Source organism: Streptomyces sp. NPDC055955, assembly GCF_042270245.1.
In the GTDB taxonomy this organism is placed as follows: domain Bacteria; phylum Actinomycetota; class Actinomycetes; order Streptomycetales; family Streptomycetaceae; genus Streptomyces.
The window spans coordinates 165,049-184,997 of sequence record NZ_JBHJYS010000002.1 but is presented as its reverse complement, the minus strand read 5'-3'; the positions used below and the strand labels follow the sequence as shown (position 1 = coordinate 184,997).

The following is a 19,949-nucleotide window of genomic DNA, read 5'->3' as shown; positions in this document are numbered from 1 at the left end:
AAGAAGTCCCGTGGAGGCCCCGCATGCAGGCATGGCAAGTGCACCGGAACGGCGAGCCGAGCGAGGTGATGGAGCTCGCCGACGTCGAGCGGCCCGTCCCCGGGGACGGACAGGTCCTGCTCAGGGTGCGCGCGGCGAACATCAACTTCCCGGACGCGCTGATGTGCCGGGGCCAGTACCAGGTGCGGCCGCCGATGCCGTTCACGCCCGGTGTGGAGATCTGCGGCGAGACCGAGGACGGCCGGCGCGTCCTGGCCAACCCCGCGCTGCCCCACGGCGGCTTCGCCGAGTACGCCGTGGCGGACGCCGCCGCCCTGCTGCCCGCGCCCGACGCGCTCGACGACGCCGAGGCCGCGGCCCTGCACATCGGCTACCAGACCGGCTGGTTCGGCCTGCACCGACGGGCGCACCTGCAGGCGGGCGAGACGCTCCTCGTGCACGCTGCGGCCGGCGGCGTCGGCAGCGCCGCGGTCCAGCTCGGCAAGGCGGCCGGCGCCACCGTCATCGGTGTCGTCGGGGGCGAGGAGAAGGCGAAGGCGGCCCGCGACCTCGGCTGCGACGTCGTCGTCGACCGCCGAGCCCAGGACGTCATCGCCGCCGTGAAGGAGGCCACCGGCGGCCGGGGTGCCGACGTCATCTACGACCCGGTCGGCGGCGAGGCGTACACGCAGTCCACGAAGGTCGTCGCGTTCGAGGGCCGGATCGTCGTCGTCGGATTCGCGAGCGGTACGATCCCCAGCCCCGCCCTCAATCACGCCCTGGTGAAGAACTACGCGATCCTCGGCCTGCACTGGGGCCTGTACAACACCAAGGACCCGAAGCTGGTCGCGCACTGCCACGAGCAGCTCACCGAGCTCGCGGCGCGCGGTGCGATCAAGCCGCTGATCAGCGAGCGCGTGCCGCTGGCCGGCGCGGCGGCCGCCGTGCAGCGCGTCGCCGACGGCGTCACCACCGGCCGCGTCGCCGTGGTGCCCGGCAGTGAGGGGGCGGGCGCATGACCGACACCGCCGAACTGCGCCGTCGTACACAGGAGTTGCTGGCCGCGTATCCGCCCGCGACCACGGACCGTACCGAATTCCTGAAGGCCCGCTTCGATGCCGGGCTCGCGTGGGTGCACTACCCGCAGGGCCTCGGCGGGCTGGGTCTGCCGCGCTCGCTCCAAGCCGTCGTGGACACCGAACTCGCCGCGGCGAACGCTCCGGACAACGATCCGCGCCGTATCGGTATCGGCCTCGGCATGGCGGCCCCGACGGTGCTCGGTTTCGGTACCGACGAGCAGAAGCAGCGCTTCCTGCGTCCGCTGTGGATCGGCGAGGAGGTGTGGTGCCAGCTGTTCAGCGAGCCCGGCGCCGGCTCCGACCTCGCGGCGCTCGGCACCCGCGCCGTGCGTGACGAGGCCACCGGTGACTGGGTGATCAACGGCCAGAAGGTCTGGACGTCGGGCGCGCACACGGCCCGCTGGGCCATCCTCATCGCCCGCACCGACCCCGACGTGCCCAAGCACCGCGGCATCACCTACTTCATCTGTGACATGACCGATCCCGGTGTCGACGTGCGGCCGCTGCGCCAGATCACCGGCGAGGCCGAGTTCAACGAGGTGTTCCTCACCGACGTCCGCATCCCGGACGCGCACCGCCTCGGTGAGATCGGCGACGGCTGGAAGGTCGCGCAGACCACGCTGATGAACGAGCGTGTGTCGATCGGCGGCTCCCGCATCCCGCGCGAGGGCGGCATGATCTCCGCGGTCGCGAAGACATGGCGCGAGCGCCCCGAGCTGCGTACGCACGATCTGCATCAGCGGCTCCTGAAGCTGTGGGTCGAGGCCGAGGTGGCCCGTCTCACCGGCGAGCGTCTGCGCCAGCAGCTGGTCGCGGGTCAGCCGGGCCCCGAGGGTTCCGGCATGAAGCTCGGCTTCGCCCGGCTCAACCAGGAGATCAGCGGCCTGGAGATCGAACTCCTCGGCGACGAGGGCCTGTTGTACGAGGACTGGACCATGCGTCGGCCGGCTGTCGTGGACTTCCTGGCGCGTGACGCCGGATACCGCTATCTGCGCGCCAAGGGCAACAGCATCGAGGGCGGGACGAGTGAGGTCCTGCTCAACATCGTCGCCGAACGCGTCCTCGGGCTGCCGTCCGAGCCGCGCACCGACAAGGACGTCGCCTGGAAGGACCTCGCGCGATGAGCGATCTGCTGTACACGGAGGAGGAAGAGGCGCTGCGGTCCGCCGTACGCGGCCTGCTCGCCGCCCACTGCGACGCCGCGTCGGTGCTCGCCCGCGTCGAGACGGACGAGCCGCACGACCGTGCGTTGTGGAAGTCCCTCGCGGAGGGGATGGGGCTCGCGGGCCTGCTGATTCCCGAGGAGCTGGGCGGCCAGGGCGCGACGCATCGTGAAGTGGCCGTGGTGCTGGAGGAGTTGGGGCGCTCCGTCGCTCCTGTTCCCTATCTCACGAGTGCGGTCGTCGCGACCGAGGCGCTCCTCGACTGTGCGGGTGACGAGGCCTCCGCGCTGCTCGGCGCGCTCGCGTCGGGCCGCACGGTGGGCGTGCTCGCCGTGCCCCTGTCGACTGCCCCCGGTCAGGTCTTCGGTGGCGTACGCGAGGAGGGTGGCCGGCTGGAGGGGCGGGTCACGGGTGTCGCCGACGCGGCGGCGGCCGATGTGCTTCTCGTGCCGACGGACAGCGGTCTGTACGCGGTCGATGTCATCGACGACGGTGTCACCGTCGAGGCGCGGACGTCCCTCGACCCCACCCGGCCCGTCGCCACGGTGACCTTCGCCGGTGCACGCGCGCGCGTGCTGACCGACAACGCCGTTCCGGCCGTCCGCAGGGCGCTGCGGGCCGGAGCGGGACTTCTGGCGTCCGAGCAACTCGGCCTCGCCGACTGGTGCTTGACCGAAACGGTCCGCTACACGCGTGAGCGCCACCAGTTCAACCGGCCCGTCGGCTCGTTCCAGGCGCTCAAGCACCGGCTCGCGCAGGTGTGGCTGGAGGTTGTCGGTGTACGTGCCGCGGCCCGCAGCGCGGCGGACACTCTCGCCGCCGGGAGCGACGACGCCGATGTCTCGGTGGCGGTCGCCCAGGCGTACGCCGGACCGGCGGCCGTCCATGCGGCGGAGGAGGCGCTCCAGTTGCACGGCGGTATCGGTATGACCTGGGAGCACCCGGTTCACCTGTACCTCAAGCGGGCCAAGGCCGACTCGATCGCCCTGGGTTCCGCGGGCAGGCACCGGGAGGAGCTGGCCGAGCTGGTCGACCTCCGGGCGCCCTGACGCCGGGCCGGGCGCCGGGTTTTACCTTCCCTTGACGAGATGGCATTATTGCGACTCGTTCGCAATAAGAGTTGATCTTCAATAGGGGTGGGCATGATGGTCAGGCCGGCACGGGGTGCGACAGCGGTCGCGGCGGTCGCCGCATTGTCGGTGACCGCCGCCGCCTGTTCGGCGCCCGGCGGCTCGGGCGGGGGCGGCAAGGGGCGGGCGGCGTCGGGCGCGGTCGTGGGCATCGCCTACGAACCGGACACGCTCAGCCCGCTCCTCGGCTACGGCAAGGACGGCAACTCCAAGCTCTTCGACGGGCTGCTCACCCACGACGCCGACATGGAGCTGAAGCCCGCGCTCGCCGTCGCGCTGCCCGAGGTGAGCGCCGACGGCCGCACGTACACGTACAAGTTGCGCGACGGCGTGCGATTCAGCGACGGGACGCCCTTCTCGGCGAAGGACGTCGTCTTCACCTACGAGACGATCCTCGACAAGAAGACCAACAACGCCTCCAAGACGGAGCTCGACGCCCTCGACACGGTCGAGGCCAAGGGGGACGACACCGTCGTCTTCCGCCTCAAGTACCCCTACGCCCCGTTCGCCGAGCGGACCGTCCTGCCCATCGCGCCCGAGCACATAGCGGGCGAGCAGGACGTCAACACCGGCGGCTTCACCACGAGGCCGGTCGGCACCGGGCCGTACACGCTCGTGAAGTGGTCCAAGGGCGAGAAACTCACCTTCAAGGCCAACCCCCGCTACTGGGGCGGCGAACCGAAGGTCAAGAACTTCACCATGGCGGTCATCAAGGACGACGACGTGCGCGCCACGCGGCTGCGCTCAGGCGACCTCGACGGCGCCATCCTGCCCCCCGACCTCGCGGCGACGTTCAAGAGCGACGGCGACAAGCAGACGTACGCCGCCCGCACCTTCGACTACCGCGTGGTGACCCTGCCCACCGGCAACAAGGTCGCCGGGGACACCGCCGTACGGCGCGCGCTCGACATCGGCGTCGACCGCAAGGCCATGGTCGACTCGATCCTCCACGGCGCGGGCAAGGAGGCGTACGGCCCGGTCCCCACCGACAGCCCCTGGTTCACCGAGGGCACCGAGCGCACCCACGACCTCGCGAAGGCCAGGAGGATCCTCGACGACGCGGGCTGGAAGGCCGGCAAGGACGGGATCCGGGCCAGGAACGGCGTCCGCGCCTCGTTCCCGCTCTGGTACCTGACCGGCGACAAGCTCCGCCAGGACCACGCCCTCGCCTACGCCTCCGACGCCAAGAAGCTCGGCATCCAGATCAAGGTCGAGTCCGGCACCTGGGAGGTCATCGAGCCGCGCATGCCCAAGGACGCGGTCCTCGCGGGCGGCGGCTCCCCGGCCGACCCCGACTTCGACCAGTACACGCTCCTCAAGTCCTCCCTCGCGGGCAACGGCTTCAACAACATGGCCCGGTACGACAACGCGCGCGTCGACGAGGCGCTCGACGCGGCCCGCAGGACCGACGACCACGACCGGCGCAAGGCCGCCTACGACACCGTGCAGCGCGAACTCGTGAAGAACCCCGGCTACACCTTCCTCACCCACATCGACCACCTCTACGTCGTCGGCGACCGGTTCGGCGACCTCACCACCCAGGTCGAACCGCACGACCACGGGCTCGCCTCCGGACCCTGGTGGAACGTCGAGAAGTGGCAGCCCGCCTCGTGAAGCGGCGGCTCCCCTGGGGGCCGATGGCCCGCCTGACGGGACGGCGGATCCTTTTCGCCGTCCCGGTCCTGGCGACCGTGACCTTCGGCGTCTTCGCGATCGCCGCAGCGTCCCCCTTCGACCCCGTCAAGGCCTACGCGGGCACGGCCGGACTCACCGCCTCGCAGGACGACCTCGACCAGCTCCGCGCCAACCTCGGCGTCGACCGGCCCCTCGTCACCCGCTGGTGGGACTGGCTGACCTCCGCCCTGCGGGGCGACCTGGGCGACTCCGCCGTCCTGCGGCAGCCCGTCGCCGACGTCCTCGGCGAACGCATCGGCTGGTCCGTCCTGCTCGCCGCCACCGCCTTCCTCGCCGCCGTCCTGCTCGGCACGACACTCGGCGTCCTCGCCGCGCGACGCCAGGGAGGATGGCTCGACCGGACCGTCAGCGCGATCGCCTACATCCTCGAGGCCGCGCCCCCGTTCTGGCTCGGCCTGCTCGCCGTATGGCTGTTCTCCCTCAGACTCGGCGCCCTTCCGGCCGGCGGACTCACCGACACCGGCAGCACCGCGGTCACGGCCGGGCAGGTCGCCGCGCACCTGGTGCTCCCCGCCGCCGTCCTCGCCGTCTCCCAACTGCCCTGGTTCGTCCTGTACGTACGCCAGGGCGTCGCTGACGCCCTGGAGGAGGACCCCGTCAGAGGGGCACGCGCACGAGGACTTGCCCCGCGCACCGTGCTGACCGGCCACGCCCTGCGGTCCGGAATGCTGCCCGTACTGACGCTCATCGGCTCCCGCGTACCCGAACTGATCACCGGCGCGCTCCTGGTGGAGACCGTGTTCAGCTGGCCCGGGATCGCCGCGGCGACCGTGCGGGCCGCGACGTCGGTCGACTTCCCGCTGCTCGCCGCGCTGACCGTGCTCGCCACGCTCGCCGTACTCCTCGGCAACCTGGCCGCCGACCTCCTGTACGGCCTCGCCGACCCGAGAGTGGGATTCGATGGCTGAGCTCACCTGGCACGCCCGCGGCGGCGCGCGCCGCTCCACGCGCGCACTGCGGGTGCGCACGTCCGCCGTCCTCGTCGCGGCGGTCGTCCTCGCCGTCCTCGTCGTGCCGCCCCTCGTCCACCTCGACGAACAGGCAGTCGACCTCGCCGCCAAGCTTCGACCGCCGTCGTGGACACACCCGTTCGGCACCGACGACGTGGGCCGCGACCTGCTGCTGCGCTGCGTGTACGGGCTGCGCGTCTCCCTTCTCGTCGGGGTGGTCGCCGCCGTGGTGGCGACCGTCATCGGCACGGCCGTGGGGGCGCTCGCGGGCGCCGTCGGCGGCTGGACGGACCGGGTCGTCATGCGGCTCGTGGACGTCTTCTCGTCGGTGCCGCACCTGCTCCTCGGGATCTTCATCGTCGCCATGTTCCGGCCGGGCGTCTGGCCGGTCGTCGTCTCCGTGGCGCTCACGCACTGGCTGTCCACGGCTCGTATCGTGCGCGCCGAAGTGCTGTCCCTGCGCTCACGGCCGTACATCGACGCGGCCGTGTCCGGAGGTTCGTCGCGGTGGCGGATCGCCGTACGCCACCTGCTGCCGGGCGTCCTGCCGCAGGCCGCGCTCGCCGCCGTCCTCATGGTGCCGCACGCCATCTGGCACGAGTCCGCCCTCTCCTTCCTCGGCCTCGGCCTGCCCGCGCACCAGGCGAGCCTGGGCACCCTCGTCCAGTCCGCGCGCGGCTCCCTGCTCGCCGGGAGCTGGTGGCCGACAGTCTTCCCCGGCCTGTTCATCATCGTGCCGACCCTGGCGATCGCGGGCCTCGCGGGCGCCTGGCGCGAACGCCTCAACCCGCGCCGCCGATCGGAGCTGATGTTGTGACCGGGCCCCAACCCGTCCTGTCCGTAAGAGACTTGTCCGTGCGTTTCCGGATGCGTGACGGCGCGTACGTGCAGGCCGTGAGCGGCGCACGCTTCGACCTCGCGGCCGGCGAGTGCCTGGCTCTCGTCGGCGAGAGCGGCTGTGGCAAGTCGGTGCTCGCGTCGGCCCTGCTCGGGCTCCTGCCGGGCAACGCGGAGACGGCCGGGTCCGCGTACATCGGCGACCTCGACCTGCTCGCAGCCGACGAGCGCACACTGGCCCGCACCGTGCGCGGCCGCCGCGTCGGCCTCGTGCCGCAGAGCCCCGCCGGGCACCTCACGCCCGTGCGCACCGTCCGCTCCCAATTGGAGGAGACCGTACGTGGGTTGACCGGCGTGCCGCGCGGGCCACGACTGCGGGCCGTCGCCGAGGCGGCGGCGGAGCGCGCCGCGTTCCCCGCCGGGCATCTCGACCGGTACCCGCACGAACTGTCCGGCGGGCTTGCCCAGCGGGCCGCGACCGCGCTGGCCCTGGTCGGCGACGCGCCCCTGCTCCTCGCCGACGAACCCACGACCGGGCTCGACCGGGACCTCGTGGAGCGCACCGTCGACGAACTGCGCCGCCACGTCGGGACGGAGCGCGCGCTCGTGCTCATCACGCACGACCTCACGGCCGCCGAGCGGATCGCCGACCGCGTGGCCGTGATGTACGCGAGCCGCCTCGTCGAACTCGCCGACGCCGCCGATTTCTTCGGCAGCCCCGGTCCCCGGCACCCGTACGCCCGAGGCCTCCTCGACGCCCTGCCGGAACGGGAGTTCACGCCCCTTCCCGGGATGCCGCCCGAACTGGGCGCGCTCCCGGCGGGCTGCGCGTTCGCCGCGCGCTGCCACCGCGCCACCGGCATCTGCGCGACCCGCCCCGCACTCGCGGACGGCGTGGCCTGCCACCATCCCGTGACCGTCCCGGCGGAGGTGCCGCATGCTTGAAGTGATCTCCGTCACCGCCGGATACGAGCGCGGCAACCCCGTCGTGCGGAACGCCTGCCTGACGCTCGCCACCGGAGAGGCCGTCGGACTGCTCGGGCCCAGCGGCTGCGGCAAGTCCACGCTGGCCCGCGTCGCCGCGCTGCTCCACCGTCCCGACTCCGGCCGCGTCGTCGTGGACGGGGAGCCGGCCCGCGGCTGGCGCCACCGCGCGCCTCGCGAGCAGCGCACCGCGTTCGGCGTGGTCTTCCAGCAGCCGCGCATGTCGGCCGACCCACGGCTGCGCCTCGCCGACCTCGTCGCCGAACCGCTGCGGGCCGCCGGCCTGCAGCCGGACGATCGTGTCGGCGAGCTGGCCGCGACCGTCGGCCTGGGCACCGACCTCCTGTCACGGCGACCCCACGAGGTCAGCGACGGCCAGCTGCAACGCGCCTGCCTCGCGCGCGCCCTGGCCCTGCGCCCCCGCTGGCTGATCTGCGACGAGATGACGGCGATGCTCGACGCGTCCACCACAGCGGCCCTGGTGGGCGTCGTGGAGGCCTATCGCGCGGAGAGCGGTGCGGGACTGCTGGCGGTGGGCCACGACCGGCGTCTGCTGGAGCGCTGGTGCGGTCGGACGGTGGAGTGGGACGCGCTGGGCTCCGCCGGAGACGGCAGCTGAGCGTGGGCGGGCAGGCCCCGTCCGGCAGCCCGCCGTTCACTCTGAGCGGTGAGGTGAACGCGACATGCAGGTCCGGCCAACTCCCGTGCGGGCCCTGCTCATTGGCGCCCGTGACACCCCATACTCGCTGAGGCCCCGTACGGCACTCCCTGGGAGGAACGCATGGCCCACCTCACCCGCCGCAGAGCCCTCACCACCCTCGCCGCGGCGGTCGCCGCGACCGCCGCCGTCCCCGGGTACGCGCAGGCGAGCGAGCGGGGGCGCGGCCCCCGCCCCCTGCTGCGCGCCCACGCGCACAACGACTACGAGCACCCCCGTCCCCTCCTCGACGCCCTCGATCACCGCTTCGCCAGTGTCGAGGCGGACATCTACCTCGTCGAAGGCCGGCTCCTCGTCGCCCACGACCCGGTCGACCTCGACCCGAAGCGCACCCTCGCTGCGCTCTACCTGGAACCGCTCGCCGCCCGCGTCAGGGCCAACCACGGCTCCGTGTACCGGGGGTACCGCACGCCGCTCCAGCTCCTCGTCGACATCAAGACCGAGGGCGCGGCCACCTACCTCGAACTCGACCGCCAACTGCGCCGCCACCGCCACCTGTTCACCACCTGCACCCACGGCAGGGTCCGCACCGGCGCGGTGACCGCCGTGATCTCCGGCGACCGGGCCGCCCGCGAGCCCATGGAGCGGCAGCAGGTGCGCAGCGCGTTCTACGACGGCCGCCTCACCGACCTCGGCGCGGCCGCGCCCGCCTCCTTCACCCCGCTCATCAGTGACAACTGGGCGAACAACTTCACCTGGCAGGGCGCGGGACCGATCCCGGCCGCCGAGCGCGAGAAGCTGCGCTCCCTCGTGTCGGCCGCCCACCGCGAGGGCCGCCGCGTGCGCTTCTGGGCCACGCCGGACGGGCCGGGACCCGAGCGCGACGCGGTGTGGGGCGAGCTGCTCGCCGCCGGCGTGGACCACCTCAACACGGACGACCTCGCGGGCCTCGAGGCGTTCCTCGACGCCCACGAGAAGTAGGCGGCCACGGCCAGATCACTCGTTCGGGGGACACGTCACTCGCCCGGGCGCAGCCTCCGCTACGCCACACTTGCGGCCGAAAGCCGCGGTGTTGGCGTGGCGGAGGAGGTTCGGCGATGTCCCTGTCGATTTCGGTCGTGCTGCTGCTTCTGATCCTGGCGGTGGTCTTTCTGCGCAACGGCGCGATGAAGATCTCGCACGCGATGGTCTGCGTGCTGCTGGGATTCCTGCTGGCCGGCACGAGTATGGCGCCCACGCTGCAGAACGGCCTGACGGCGACGGCGGGGATCGTGAGCGGCCTGCATCCGTGATCGTTCCCCGTCGTCCGGGCGCTGAGTGATCGTTTCGGGTTCATGAACAACACCCCTATGCGCATGGACACTTCAAGGGTGGGGCCCTAGCTTCGCGCCATGACGAGCAGAGCCCTGAGCCGTGCCCTCGCCCTGACCATGACGATCGCAGCGGCCGGCGTCGCGTACCCCGCCCAGGCCGACGACATCCCCAAGGCGCCCGGTCACCGGCTCATCGAGCAGTACGCGGGCGCGCCCGCCGAGGCGCGTCCCGTGCCGGGACAGGCGCCGCCGCAGCATCCGTATCTCGCGGCGAACGGCCGCAGCGGCATGCACGCGGACGCGGCCGGCAGCGGCACGTACCCCTGGAGCGGACCACTGGGGAAGGCGCCCACGGTCGGCAGCGAGAAGATGGCCGCGCTCGGCGGCGAATGCGCGACGGTGACCTTCGACAAGGACGGCCGCATCGTCACCGTCTGCGGTACCTTCACCGGCTTCCTGGTGAAACTGCTCGACCCGCAGACCCTCAAGACACTCGCCGAGTACAAGCTCCCGCAGCGCCCTTCCACCGTCGAGGCCATCACCCGGCTCGACTTCTCGAAGATCTTCAAGGACACCTCGGGCGGCGCCTACTCGTATCTCGACAACGAGGACCGGCTCGTCCTCGCGGACTCGCGGCAGCACATCGTCAGGCTCGCGCACGAGCAGGCCGCGGACGGCAGTTGGCGCTTCCGCGTGACGGACGACTGGGACCTCACGGGACAGGTGCCTCACGACTGCGTGAGCTGGACGAACCTCTACCCGAGCGGCACGTGCGACCCGGTCACCTCGGTGATGCCCGACTGGCAGGGCCGCATCTGGTGGGTGACACGGCAGGGGCGCGTCGGCACGGTCGATCCGGCCGACGGCGCGATCAGGTCCGTCCGGCTGGCGGGGGAGGAGATCCAGAACTCCTTCTCGGTGGCGAAGGACGGCGTCTCGATCGTCACCGACCACGCGCTCTACAGCTTCGAAGCGGCGGCGGACGGCACTCCCGAGGCCGTGTGGCGCCAGACGTACGACCGTGGCACGGGCACCAAGCCCGGCTCGGTGAACCAGGGTTCGGGCACCACGCCCGACCTGTTCGGCGCGGGCGAGGACTACGTCGCGATCACCGACAACGCGGACGACCGCATGAACGTCCTGGTCTACCGCCGCGGGCGCGACGTCCCCGACGACCGGCGTCTCGTCTGCAAGGTCCCTGTCTTCGGCTCCGGAGCCTCCACGACCGACAACTCCCTGATCAGCTACGGCAACAGCCTCGTCGTCGAGAACAACTACGGCTACGAGAACATCACCTCGCTCACCTTCGGCCGCTCCGTGGTCGGCGGAGTCACCCGCGTCGACGTACGCAAGGACGGCTCGGGCTGCGACACGGTGTGGGAGAGCAAGGTGCGTTCCCCCTCCACGGTCCCCAAACTCTCCACCGCCAACGGCCTTCTGTACTTCTACACGAAGGACCCCAACTCCCTGGGCGTGGACGCCTGGTACCTCACGGCAGTCGACTTCCGCACGGGCGAGCCCCGGTGGAAGCGACTGGCGGGCACCGGAATCGCCTACGACAACAACTGGGCCCCGGTCACCCTCGGCCCGGACGGCACGGCGTACGTGGGGGTCTTCAACGGACTGGTGGCGGTACGGGACGGCCGATGAGACGCGCGGCGCGCTCCGAGTAGGCTCCTCTCAACAGAATCCAACAGAACCGAACGCATCGGTCGACGGAGGAGCTCACTGTGAAGGTACTGATCGCCGGAGGCGCCGGATTCATCGGAAGCACGGTCGCCTCGGCCTGCCTGGACGCCGGGATCACCCCGGTCATCCTCGACAACCTGGTGACGGGAAGGCGGGAGTTCGCCGAAGGGCGCCTGTTCTACGAGGGTGACATCGCGGACGGCACGCTCGTGGACCGCGTCTTCGCCGAGCATCCCGACATCGACGCGGTCATCCAGTGCGCGGCCCTGATCGTGGTGCCGGACTCGGTCGCGGATCCGGTGGGCTACTACGAGGCGAACGTGGCGAAGAGCCTCGACTTCGTCGGCCATCTCCTGCGCAACGGCTGCCCCCGCCTGATCTTCAGCTCCTCGGCCTCGATCTACCGCGCGAACGACGACCTGACCGTGGACGAGGAGTCCGCCGTCGAGCCGCTGAGCCCCTACGCCCGCACCAAGGCCGTGTGCGAGGCGATGTTCGCCGACATCGCCGCCACCCGGCCCCTGCGCGTACTGTCCCTGCGCTACTTCAACCCGATCGGCGCCGATCCCAAGATGCGCACGGGCCTGCAACTGCCGCGCCCCAGCCATGCCCTGGGCCAGATGATCCTGGCCCAGGAGGACGGCGTGCCGTTCCGCGTCACCGGCACCGACTACCCCACCCGCGACGGCTCCGGGATCAGGGACTACGTACATGTCTGGGACCTGGCCACCGCCCATGTGGCCGCCCTGCGGACCTTCGACACCCTCCTCGCCGGGGCGACCACGTCCACCGCCGTCAACCTCGGCACCGGCACGGGCACCACCGTGCGGGAACTCCTCGACGCCTTCAACAGCGTGACGGACGCGCCGATCGCCTCCGTCGACACCGCGCGCCGGCCCGGAGACGTCGTGGGGGCCTATACGCGCAGCGACCGCGCGCGGGAACTGCTCGGGTGGCAGCCCCGGCACTCGGTCGCCGACGGCATCCGTGACTCCCTTCGCTGGGCGGCGCTACGGCGCGAGATCCTGGCCGGGTAGGGCGCGGCGGTCAGCGCCGCGAGAAGACCCCGATGCCGTTCGCGACGGCCCGCTCCGGGGTGTCCGTCGGATGGTTCCGCACGGTGGTCGTCGCGGCGCCCGGGTCCCTCGTGACCAGGGTCGACGAGCCGCCGCCGTCCAGGCTGAAGGCGTCGTCCGCGCCCAACTCGCGCAGGGCGTCGGCGACCTCCGCGATGGTCAGGCCCGTGCGGTACTGCGGGGCGCCGTCGAGAGCCAGGAGGAACAGGCGGCGGCCGTCGGCCGTGGCACCCGCGGCGGTGCGGACCGCGGCCGTCCTGGCGTCGAGGCCCGGCAGCGGTGCGCCGTCCCGCAGTACGGGGTAGCCGCCGACCGCGAACCGGTAGGGAACGTGCGACGCCGCCGCCACCAGACGGTGCGTGATCCGGACGCGGTCGCCCTCGGACAGCTTCCGCAACTCCTGCGCGCCCGCCTCCCGCCCGACGAGGACGGTGGTGCCGGACGCTATGGGCCCGCTGCCGGGAGTGTCGGCCGACGACACGACACGGCCGTGGCGCACCGTCACCTCATAGGTGTCCGTGCTGCACGGCGCGGCCCTGTTCGTGTCGGTGCCGCAGGTGGCGCGCACCCGCGACACGGCGCCCCAGTCGGCGGTGAACGCGCCGACCGAACCGACCGGCAGGGCGTACTGGTTGAGACCGCCGAGCGGTAGCCGCCGGCCGTCGGCGTCGACCGATCCTTCGAGGGCCATGCGGTCGAGCCGGACCCGGTGGTCCACGCCCACGCCGAGCACGTCCTCGGTGGTGGTGCCGGGCGGGAGCGCGGGTCCGAAGCGCTGGCCGTCCGGCACGGCGGACTTGAGCGTCCGGCCGCTCGCGACAGCCGGACCCACGGAGGCGCCGGTGGCCTCCACGCCGGGGTGCTGGGACTCGGTGATGTTGAAGAAGTCGCCGTTGACGCCGCCGACCGCGCCGCTCGCGTCGGCCAGTGAGGAGACGGTGGCCCGGGCGCCGACCGCGTCAGGATGCAACAGATCGATGCGCACCCGGGCGTCGCGCAGGTCGACGCTCAGCACATGGGCGTGCGTGAGGCCCTTCGCCGCGGGTATGTCGAACTCCTCGTACGTGACGCCCGGGGCGATCTCCGTGCCGCCGCCCTCCGCGCCGCTGGCCGGCGCCGCCCCGGCGAGAGCGGTGCCGGCCAGCGCGCCGAATGCGGCACAGGCCGCAAGGGCCGATCTGTAGCCTCCGTCGCGATGTCTCATGTGACCCCCTCGTGTCCGCGTAACTCACCTCTGCCACAGGGGAGTTCACCAGACACGGAGGGGCACGTCGATGGCTAGGCGCCGACCAGCCGGGAACGGATCAGGAAACGTACGCCTTCGGGTGCTTCCAGGGAGAAGCCGCTGCCGCGGCCCTCGACCACGTCGACGATCAGCCGTGTGTGACTCCACACCTCGAACTGGCTCTTCGACATCCAGAAAGCGACCGGCTCCGCGACGCCCTCCACGGTCAGGGAGGCGAGCAGTACATCGCTGGCGCCCGTGCGGAACTCGCCCTCCGGGTAGCACATGGGAGCGCTGCCGTCGCAGCACCCGCCGGACTGATGGAACATGAGGGGACCATGGGACGCACGCAGCCGCCGCAGGAGATCGGCGGCCGCAGGGGTCAGCTCCACACGCGGGGCCTCGTCACTCACGGCGGGCTCCTTCCGTAGGACGGTGTAGCGGGGCAACAGTCAACTCCCCGCCACGTTGCAGGAAGGTTGCGCCCCGCGCCGGGCCGCGGGATCTACGAACGCTCGGGGCCCAGCCGTTCGCGCAGGAACGACACGACGCGTTCACGGGCGGCGAGCGCCGGGTGGCCCGGCTCCTCGCGCACCTCCGCGGTGAGCACCGCGTGCGCGGTCTTGGTGAAGCCGCCCGCGTTGCCCGGGGACGAGTCCAGTTCGATGACCTCGAACGCGTCGCCGAGGTGCTCGCGCAGGGTGCGGAACCGCTGCTCGGGCACCGCCCGGTCCTCGCTGAAGCGCAGGCCGAGCACGCACAGGCCGGACTCCTTGGAGCGGCTGACGACCGTGTCGAACTCGGCGCGGGACAGGCCCGGGTCGACCCGCCGCGCCCCGCTGACCGGGAACGGGACCGACGGCTGGCTGAGCACCGGCGCGAGCACGACCTCGTCCACCGCGGCCGCGAGCGCGAAGCCTCCGGTGAAGCACATGCCGATGACACCGACGCCGGGACCCGGTGTGCGTGCCGCGAGATCGCGGGCCAGCGCGCGCAGATGGTCCGCGATCGGCCGGCGCGCGTTCGTGGCGAAGGCGCGGAACTCGGAGGCGACGCAGAGCCGGGCCACGGTCTTGAGCGCGTAGCCGACGGACTCCTCGCGGCCCGGCTCGCCGAACGGGGACGGGACGGCGACCGTGAACCCCTGCGCCACCAGATGGTCGGCGAGGCCGAGCACGGCGGGCGTGATGCCCGGGATCTCCGGGATCAGCACGACACCGGGACCACTGCCCTTCTCGTACACGTCGTAGGTCAGTCCGGCGCCCGTGAACGGTGCCTTCTGCCAGCCGGTGAGATCAGAGGTCGGTGCCGATCCGGTCACGACGCTTCTCCTTGGACTTCCGCGAGCAACGAGCGGGCGTGGCCCACGATCTCACGCGGCGAACGCCGAGATCTTCAATGTGTCCGCAAGGACCTGCCACACCGCCAGGGCGAACAGTCCGCTCACCACGCTGCAGCCGTTGGTGCAGGTCGTCGCCTCGTCGTACCAGGCGCGCACGGTCAGGGCATGCATGCCGAGAGTCCGGGAGAACGAGAACCGGATGTGGAGACCGTCCCCGAGGCTGTGTCCCGGCAGCGTGGCGATCTGGAAGAAGGTACTGCCCACGCGCTCGACGGACACGGGATTGCCGCCGACCAGCGCACACCGGTCGCCCTGCCGGACCGGCCCCCGGCAGTCGCGGCCGGCCACGGGGAACAGCCAGAAGTGCTGCGTGAGCTGGGACCGGATGTCGTGCGGGGTGGTGAACGGATGCAGCCCGAGGCTGAAGTTGTACTCGTACAGCCAGTTCACCCCGGCGCACGGGTAGGCGTCGGTGCCGCACGTCGCGCGGTGGCTCTCGGCGTGGGCGACGGGTGCCGGCGGCCCGGCGGCGAGGACGCTCCCCAGGACGACCGCCAGTGCGGCCCGCGCCCACGTGCGACGCCGCATGCGCACTCCCTACGTCCTCACGACCGGTCATCCTCGTAAAACACGATAAGGAGGACGGAGCGGGGGTGGGTGGCGCAGTGGGGCAGTCGGCCCAAGGGCCGCGTCGGTCGGTCGGGTCCGGGCCCGCTCACCCGCCCGTGGGTCGACTCTGCAGGCCCAGGCGTACGGCGCGGGGTGTGGCGCCCCACCAGCGGCGGCAGCAGCGGTTGAGGGCCGACTGCTCGGAGAGGCCGAGGAGCAGGGCGACCTGGCCGAGGGGAAGGTCTGTGCCGGTGAGGTAGCGGTGGGCGGCGGTGCGGCGCTCCTCGTCGATGACCTCGGCGAACGTCGTGCCGGCGGCGCGCAGCCGCCGCTGGAGGGTCCGCGGATGGACGTTGAGCAGGCCGGCGACGGCCCCGATCTCGGGTGACGATGTGCCGAGCGACTGCTGGACGACGGCCCGGACGCTTCCCACGACGTCCGCCGACTCCTTCGGCAGCTGCTCGTCGAGGTAGGCGAGCGCGAGGTGGCGCAGATGCGAGTTGCCGGCCCCGAGTGACCGGTTGGCCAGGCTCAGGGGAACGCGCAGCAGCGCCGCGGGGCGGTCGGCCTTGACGGGTACTTCGAAGAAGTCCTCGTACACGGACAGCGGGGCGAGCAGAGGGTGGGGGAGTTCCACGGAGCCCAGGCCGTACGGGCCGACCAGATATGCGATGGCGCGGTGTATGAAGCCGAGGGAGAGGTCGATGCCCTGCGGTGGTGCCACGACCCCCTCGCGCACGCCGTAGCGCAGCGCGGCCATGCCCGGAGTGCCGTACGGATCGGGTTCGAGGCTGAGGGTCACCGAGCGGGCGTGGACGAAGAGGTAGCGGGTCGTGCATTCCAGGGCGTCGCCGAGGGTGTCGGAGTTCTGGATGGCGAGCGCCAGGGCGCCCAGCATGCCCAGGTCCTGCCGGGCGGCGATGCGCAGCCCGAGGTCGGCGCAGCGCAGGTCCGCGGCGGCGAGTTCGAGCACCGTCGCCATCGCCTCCTCCGGCACCAGGAGGTCGTCCACGTCGAGCGCGGCCGGCGGGCAACCGGCCTGCCGGGCGTACGAGTCGGCGTCACCGCCGAGCTCCGCCACCGTGGCGCGGAAGCCGCGCAGCCCCGCCGATCTGATCACGGACATGTCGTCCAGGGTCAAAGATCTGTCGTCCCAGGTCAATTCCTGAGGGCTGTGCTTCCCGACACTGGAAGACATGACGCACACCGCAGACTCCAGCACCGCCGGCTCCGGCGCCCCGGCCGAGCACATCGACGTGGTGATCGTGGGCGCCGGCCTGTCCGGTGTCGGCGCCGCGTACCGGCTCCAGAGCGAGTGCCCGGAACGCTCGTACGCGATCCTCGAGGCGCGGCAGTCCATGGGCGGGACCTGGGACCTGTTCCGCTACCCGGGCGTGCGCTCGGACTCCGACATGTTCACGCTGGGCTACCCGTTCAAGCCCTGGCGCGACCGCAAGGTGCTCGCCGACGGCGGGTCCATCCTGAGCTACATCGAGGAGACGGCAGCCGAGTTCGGCATCGACCGCCGGATCCGCTACGGCACCAAGGTGCTCGCCGCCGACTGGTCCACAAAGGCGGCGCGCTGGACCGTGACGCTGGAGCGCACCGACGGGGACGGCCACCGCACGCTGTCCACCCTCACCTGCGATTTCCTCTACTCCTGCGCGGGCTACTACGACTACGACAAGGGACACACCCCCGAGTTCGAGGGCGCCGACTCCTTCTCCGGCACGGTCGTGCACCCGCAGTTCTGGCCCGAGGACCTGGACTACGCGGGCAAGCGCGTCGTCGTCATCGGCAGCGGCGCCACCGCCGTCACACTGGTCCCCGCGATGGCGCGGAGCGCCGCCCACGTCACCATGCTCCAGCGCTCCCCGACCTGGATCAGCTCGCTGCCCTCACGCGACAGACTCGCCGACGGCATCCGTGCCGCCCTGCCCTCGGGAGCGGCCCACCGGGTGGTGCGTACCAAGAACATCCTGTTCGCCATCGGCGTCTACCAGTTCTGCCGGCGCAGCCCGAAGACGGCCCGGCGCGTCCTGACCGGGCTCAACAAGCGCATCGTCAAGGACGACCGGCTGGTCGACGAGCACCTCACACCGTCGTACGACCCGTGGGACCAGCGGCTGTGCGCGGTGCCCGACGCGGACCTGTTCAAGGTCCTCAGGTCGGGCGACGCCGACATCGTCACCGACCACATCGACCGCTTCGTCCCCGAGGGCATCCGCCTGAAGTCGGGGCGCGTCGTGGAGGCCGACATCATCGTGTCCGCGACCGGGCTCAAGCTCCTCGCCTTCGGCGGCATCGCGCCGCGCGTCGACGGTGAACCCGTCCCCCTGAACCGCCAGTTCGTGTGGCGCGGCGCGATGATGACCGGCGTCCCCAACTTCGCGGTGTGCATCGGCTACACCAACGCCTCCTGGACACTGCGCGCCGACCTCACGTCCCGGCTCGTGTGCAAGGTGCTCAACCATATGCGCCACCACGACTACGCGGCGGTGGAGCCGAGGCCGACAGGCGCCCTGAACGAGCGCCCGCTGCTCGACCTCGCCTCCGGATACGTGAAGCGCTCCATCGACGCGTTCCCCCGGCAGGGCGACCGCGGCCCGTGGAAGGTCCGGCAGAACTACGTGCTCGACGCCGCGTCGACCCTGCGCACCAACCTGCACCGGACGCTGGCCCCCACCCCGGCGTCCACGGTCCGCGCGGCCCGCAGCCGTATCGGCAGGGAGCCGGCCGAGGTGGCGGCGCCGGCGGGGTGACGCGTCGCCGGTCTCGCGTGCCGACCCCTGTACGGCACGGTGACGTGCTCCGCCGCCCCCGTGTGGGCTCCCGCTCGGACTACCCCTCGTCGACGAGCGAGTCGAGGATGGCGCGGACGGTCTCCTCGGTGATGTCCGGGTGGAGGAAGGCGAGGCGGGCGACCGTCTCGCCCTCCCAGACGCTCGGGGTGACGAAGGCGGTCCCCGAGGCGAGCAGCCGCTTGGACCAGGCGTAGTAGTCCTCCGGCTCCCAGCCGGTGCGACGCACGAGGACCACCGTCAACTCGGGCTCGCGCAGCAGCTCCAGACCCTCGGTCCGCTCGACGAGGCGGGCGGTGCGCCGGGCGATGTCGGCGCCCCGGGCGACGGCGTCGCGGTAGGCGTCGGTGCCGTGCACGGCCAGCGAGAACCACAGCGGCAGACCGCGGGGGCGGCGCGTGAGGTGGTACGCGTAGTCGCTCGGGTTCCACTCGGTCTCGTCGTCGGCGCCGTCCGCCCCGTGGATGGCGTCGAGATACGAGGCGTCCTGGGTGTGGACAGCGCGGGCCGACTTCGGGTCGCGGTAGAGCAGCGCGCCGCAGTCGAAGGGCGCGAACATCCACTTGTGCGGGTCGACGACGAGCGAGTCGGCGTGCTCGATGCCGCGCAGCCGCTCGCGCAGCTCCGGTACGAACAGCGCCGCGCCGCCGTACGCGGCGTCGATGTGCAGCCACAGGTCATGGGCGCGGGTCTGCTCGGCGACCCCCTCGAGGTCGTCGATGATGCCGGCGTTGGTGGTGCCGGCGGTCGCCACGGCGGCGACGACGGGTGCGCCCCCGTCCCGCTCGGCGGCGTCCAGGGCGGCGCGCAGGGCTTCGCCCGTGAGGCGGTGGTCGGAGGTGGGCACGACGAGGGGCTCGACGCCGAGGATGCGCAGCGTGTTGCCGACCGAGGAGTGGACCTGGTCGCTGACCGCGATGCGGACGGGAGCGCGCTCGTCCAGGCCGCGGCGGTGGCGGCCGGTGTCCCGGGCGACGACGAGGGCGGAGAGGTTGCCGGCGGAGCCGCCGCTGACGAAGCAGCCACCGGCGGCTGCGGGCAGCCCGGCCAGGTCGGCGAACAGCCGCAGCACCTGGTTCTCCGCCGCGACCGCGCCGGACGCCTCCAGCCAGGAGACGCCGTGCAGGGAGGACGCCGAGAGCACCATGTCGAACAGTGCTGCGGCCTTCGTGGGGGCGCCGGGTATGAACGCGAGGAAGGCCGGGTGGTCGCACGAGACGACCGTGGGCTCGAGGGAGTCGGTGTAGGTGCGCAGCACGTCGGCGGGGGACTGCGGGGCGCGTCCGATCGCGTCCTTGAGCGCCAGGGTGAGTTCCTGATGGTCGCCGAGGCGGCCGAGCGGCGGCGGGTCGAGCCGGAGTCGGTGCACCAGGTGGTCCATGACCTGCTGCGTGAGGTCCTCGTCGTAAGAGTGCACGG

General features: G+C 72.0%; 19 protein-coding genes. 13 read left to right on the top strand and 6 right to left on the bottom strand.

Annotated features, from left to right (window positions below; translation table 11 throughout):
• Positions 1 to 23 precede the first annotated feature (23 nt).
• From ACFC96_RS04130 to galE, 12 genes are all read left to right on the top strand, one after another.
• The gene (locus tag ACFC96_RS04130) at positions 24 to 998 is read left to right on the top strand and encodes an NADPH:quinone oxidoreductase family protein (protein ID WP_376610090.1); all 975 of its coding nucleotides are present in this window, start codon (positions 24 to 26) and stop codon (positions 996 to 998) included.
• Entirely contained in the window at positions 995 to 2,182 is a 1,188-nt protein-coding gene (locus tag ACFC96_RS04125; protein WP_340457281.1) for an acyl-CoA dehydrogenase family protein, read from the top strand. Before ACFC96_RS04130 ends, ACFC96_RS04125 begins: the two co-directional genes overlap by 4 nt.
• On the top strand, positions 2,179 to 3,270 hold the full coding sequence (locus ACFC96_RS04120; RefSeq protein WP_340457279.1) for an acyl-CoA dehydrogenase family protein: 1,092 nt from the start codon (positions 2,179 to 2,181) through the stop codon (positions 3,268 to 3,270). The genes ACFC96_RS04125 and ACFC96_RS04120 overlap by 4 nt, the downstream gene beginning before the upstream one ends.
• Before the next feature lie 93 nt (positions 3,271 to 3,363).
• Entirely contained in the window at positions 3,364 to 4,965 is a 1,602-nt protein-coding gene (locus ACFC96_RS04115; protein ID WP_376610088.1) for an ABC transporter substrate-binding protein, read from the top strand.
• 23 nt (positions 4,966 to 4,988) lie between these two features.
• On the top strand, positions 4,989 to 5,954 hold the full coding sequence (locus tag ACFC96_RS04110; protein ID WP_376610525.1) for an ABC transporter permease: 966 nt from the start codon (positions 4,989 to 4,991) through the stop codon (positions 5,952 to 5,954).
• Complete coding sequence (locus ACFC96_RS04105) at positions 5,947 to 6,813, top strand: ABC transporter permease (protein WP_376610086.1); 867 nt, start codon at positions 5,947 to 5,949, stop codon at positions 6,811 to 6,813. The genes ACFC96_RS04110 and ACFC96_RS04105 overlap by 8 nt, the downstream gene beginning before the upstream one ends.
• 50 nt (positions 6,814 to 6,863) lie before the next feature.
• Positions 6,864 to 7,778, top strand: coding sequence for an ABC transporter ATP-binding protein (locus ACFC96_RS04100; RefSeq protein ID WP_376610523.1), 915 nt, complete (start codon positions 6,864 to 6,866; stop codon positions 7,776 to 7,778).
• Positions 7,771 to 8,436, top strand: a complete 666-nt coding sequence (locus ACFC96_RS04095; protein WP_376610084.1) for an ABC transporter ATP-binding protein — start codon at positions 7,771 to 7,773, stop codon at positions 8,434 to 8,436. Before ACFC96_RS04100 ends, ACFC96_RS04095 begins: the two co-directional genes overlap by 8 nt.
• Before the next feature lie 162 nt (positions 8,437 to 8,598).
• The gene (locus tag ACFC96_RS04090; protein WP_376254307.1) at positions 8,599 to 9,456 is read left to right on the top strand and encodes a phosphatidylinositol-specific phospholipase C/glycerophosphodiester phosphodiesterase family protein; all 858 of its coding nucleotides are present in this window, start codon (positions 8,599 to 8,601) and stop codon (positions 9,454 to 9,456) included.
• A gap of 116 nt (positions 9,457 to 9,572) precedes the next feature.
• Complete coding sequence (locus ACFC96_RS04085) at positions 9,573 to 9,767, top strand: hypothetical protein (protein WP_266556035.1); 195 nt, start codon at positions 9,573 to 9,575, stop codon at positions 9,765 to 9,767.
• A gap of 99 nt (positions 9,768 to 9,866) precedes the next feature.
• A complete protein-coding gene (locus ACFC96_RS04080) occupies positions 9,867 to 11,438 on the top strand; it encodes a hypothetical protein (RefSeq protein ID WP_376610082.1) in 1,572 nt (523 codons plus the stop codon).
• A gap of 80 nt (positions 11,439 to 11,518) precedes the next feature.
• Positions 11,519 to 12,514: a UDP-glucose 4-epimerase GalE gene (gene galE, locus ACFC96_RS04075; protein WP_376610080.1), complete on the top strand. Its 996-nt coding sequence runs from the start codon at positions 11,519 to 11,521 to the stop codon at positions 12,512 to 12,514.
• Positions 12,515 to 12,524: 10 nt separating this feature from the next.
• Here galE and ACFC96_RS04070 read toward each other — a convergent pair whose 3' ends face one another.
• The 5 genes from ACFC96_RS04070 to ACFC96_RS04050 all read right to left on the bottom strand — a co-directional run bounded on the left by ACFC96_RS04070 (position 12,525) and on the right by ACFC96_RS04050 (position 16,855).
• Entirely contained in the window at positions 12,525 to 13,757 is a 1,233-nt protein-coding gene (locus ACFC96_RS04070) for a phosphodiester glycosidase family protein (protein WP_376610079.1), read from the bottom strand.
• 74 nt (positions 13,758 to 13,831) lie between these two features.
• Complete coding sequence (locus ACFC96_RS04065; RefSeq protein WP_376254299.1) at positions 13,832 to 14,191, bottom strand: DUF779 domain-containing protein; 360 nt, start codon at positions 14,189 to 14,191, stop codon at positions 13,832 to 13,834.
• Between the two features lie 92 nt (positions 14,192 to 14,283).
• Entirely contained in the window at positions 14,284 to 15,099 is an 816-nt protein-coding gene (locus tag ACFC96_RS04060) for a dienelactone hydrolase family protein (RefSeq protein WP_376610077.1), read from the bottom strand.
• A gap of 51 nt (positions 15,100 to 15,150) precedes the next feature.
• Complete coding sequence (locus tag ACFC96_RS04055; RefSeq protein ID WP_376610075.1) at positions 15,151 to 15,708, bottom strand: hypothetical protein; 558 nt, start codon at positions 15,706 to 15,708, stop codon at positions 15,151 to 15,153.
• A 127-nt stretch (positions 15,709 to 15,835) separates the two neighbouring features.
• A complete protein-coding gene (locus tag ACFC96_RS04050) occupies positions 15,836 to 16,855 on the bottom strand; it encodes an AraC family transcriptional regulator (protein ID WP_376610074.1) in 1,020 nt (339 codons plus the stop codon).
• 70 nt (positions 16,856 to 16,925) lie between these two features.
• Between ACFC96_RS04050 and ACFC96_RS04045 the strand changes: the two genes are divergently transcribed.
• Positions 16,926 to 18,491, top strand: coding sequence for a flavin-containing monooxygenase (locus ACFC96_RS04045; RefSeq protein ID WP_376610073.1), 1,566 nt, complete (start codon positions 16,926 to 16,928; stop codon positions 18,489 to 18,491).
• Positions 18,492 to 18,570: 79 nt separating this feature from the next.
• Here ACFC96_RS04045 and ACFC96_RS04040 read toward each other — a convergent pair whose 3' ends face one another.
• The gene (locus tag ACFC96_RS04040; protein ID WP_376254287.1) at positions 18,571 to 19,947 is read right to left on the bottom strand and encodes a pyridoxal phosphate-dependent decarboxylase family protein; all 1,377 of its coding nucleotides are present in this window, start codon (positions 19,945 to 19,947) and stop codon (positions 18,571 to 18,573) included.
• Positions 19,948 to 19,949 lie beyond the last annotated feature (2 nt).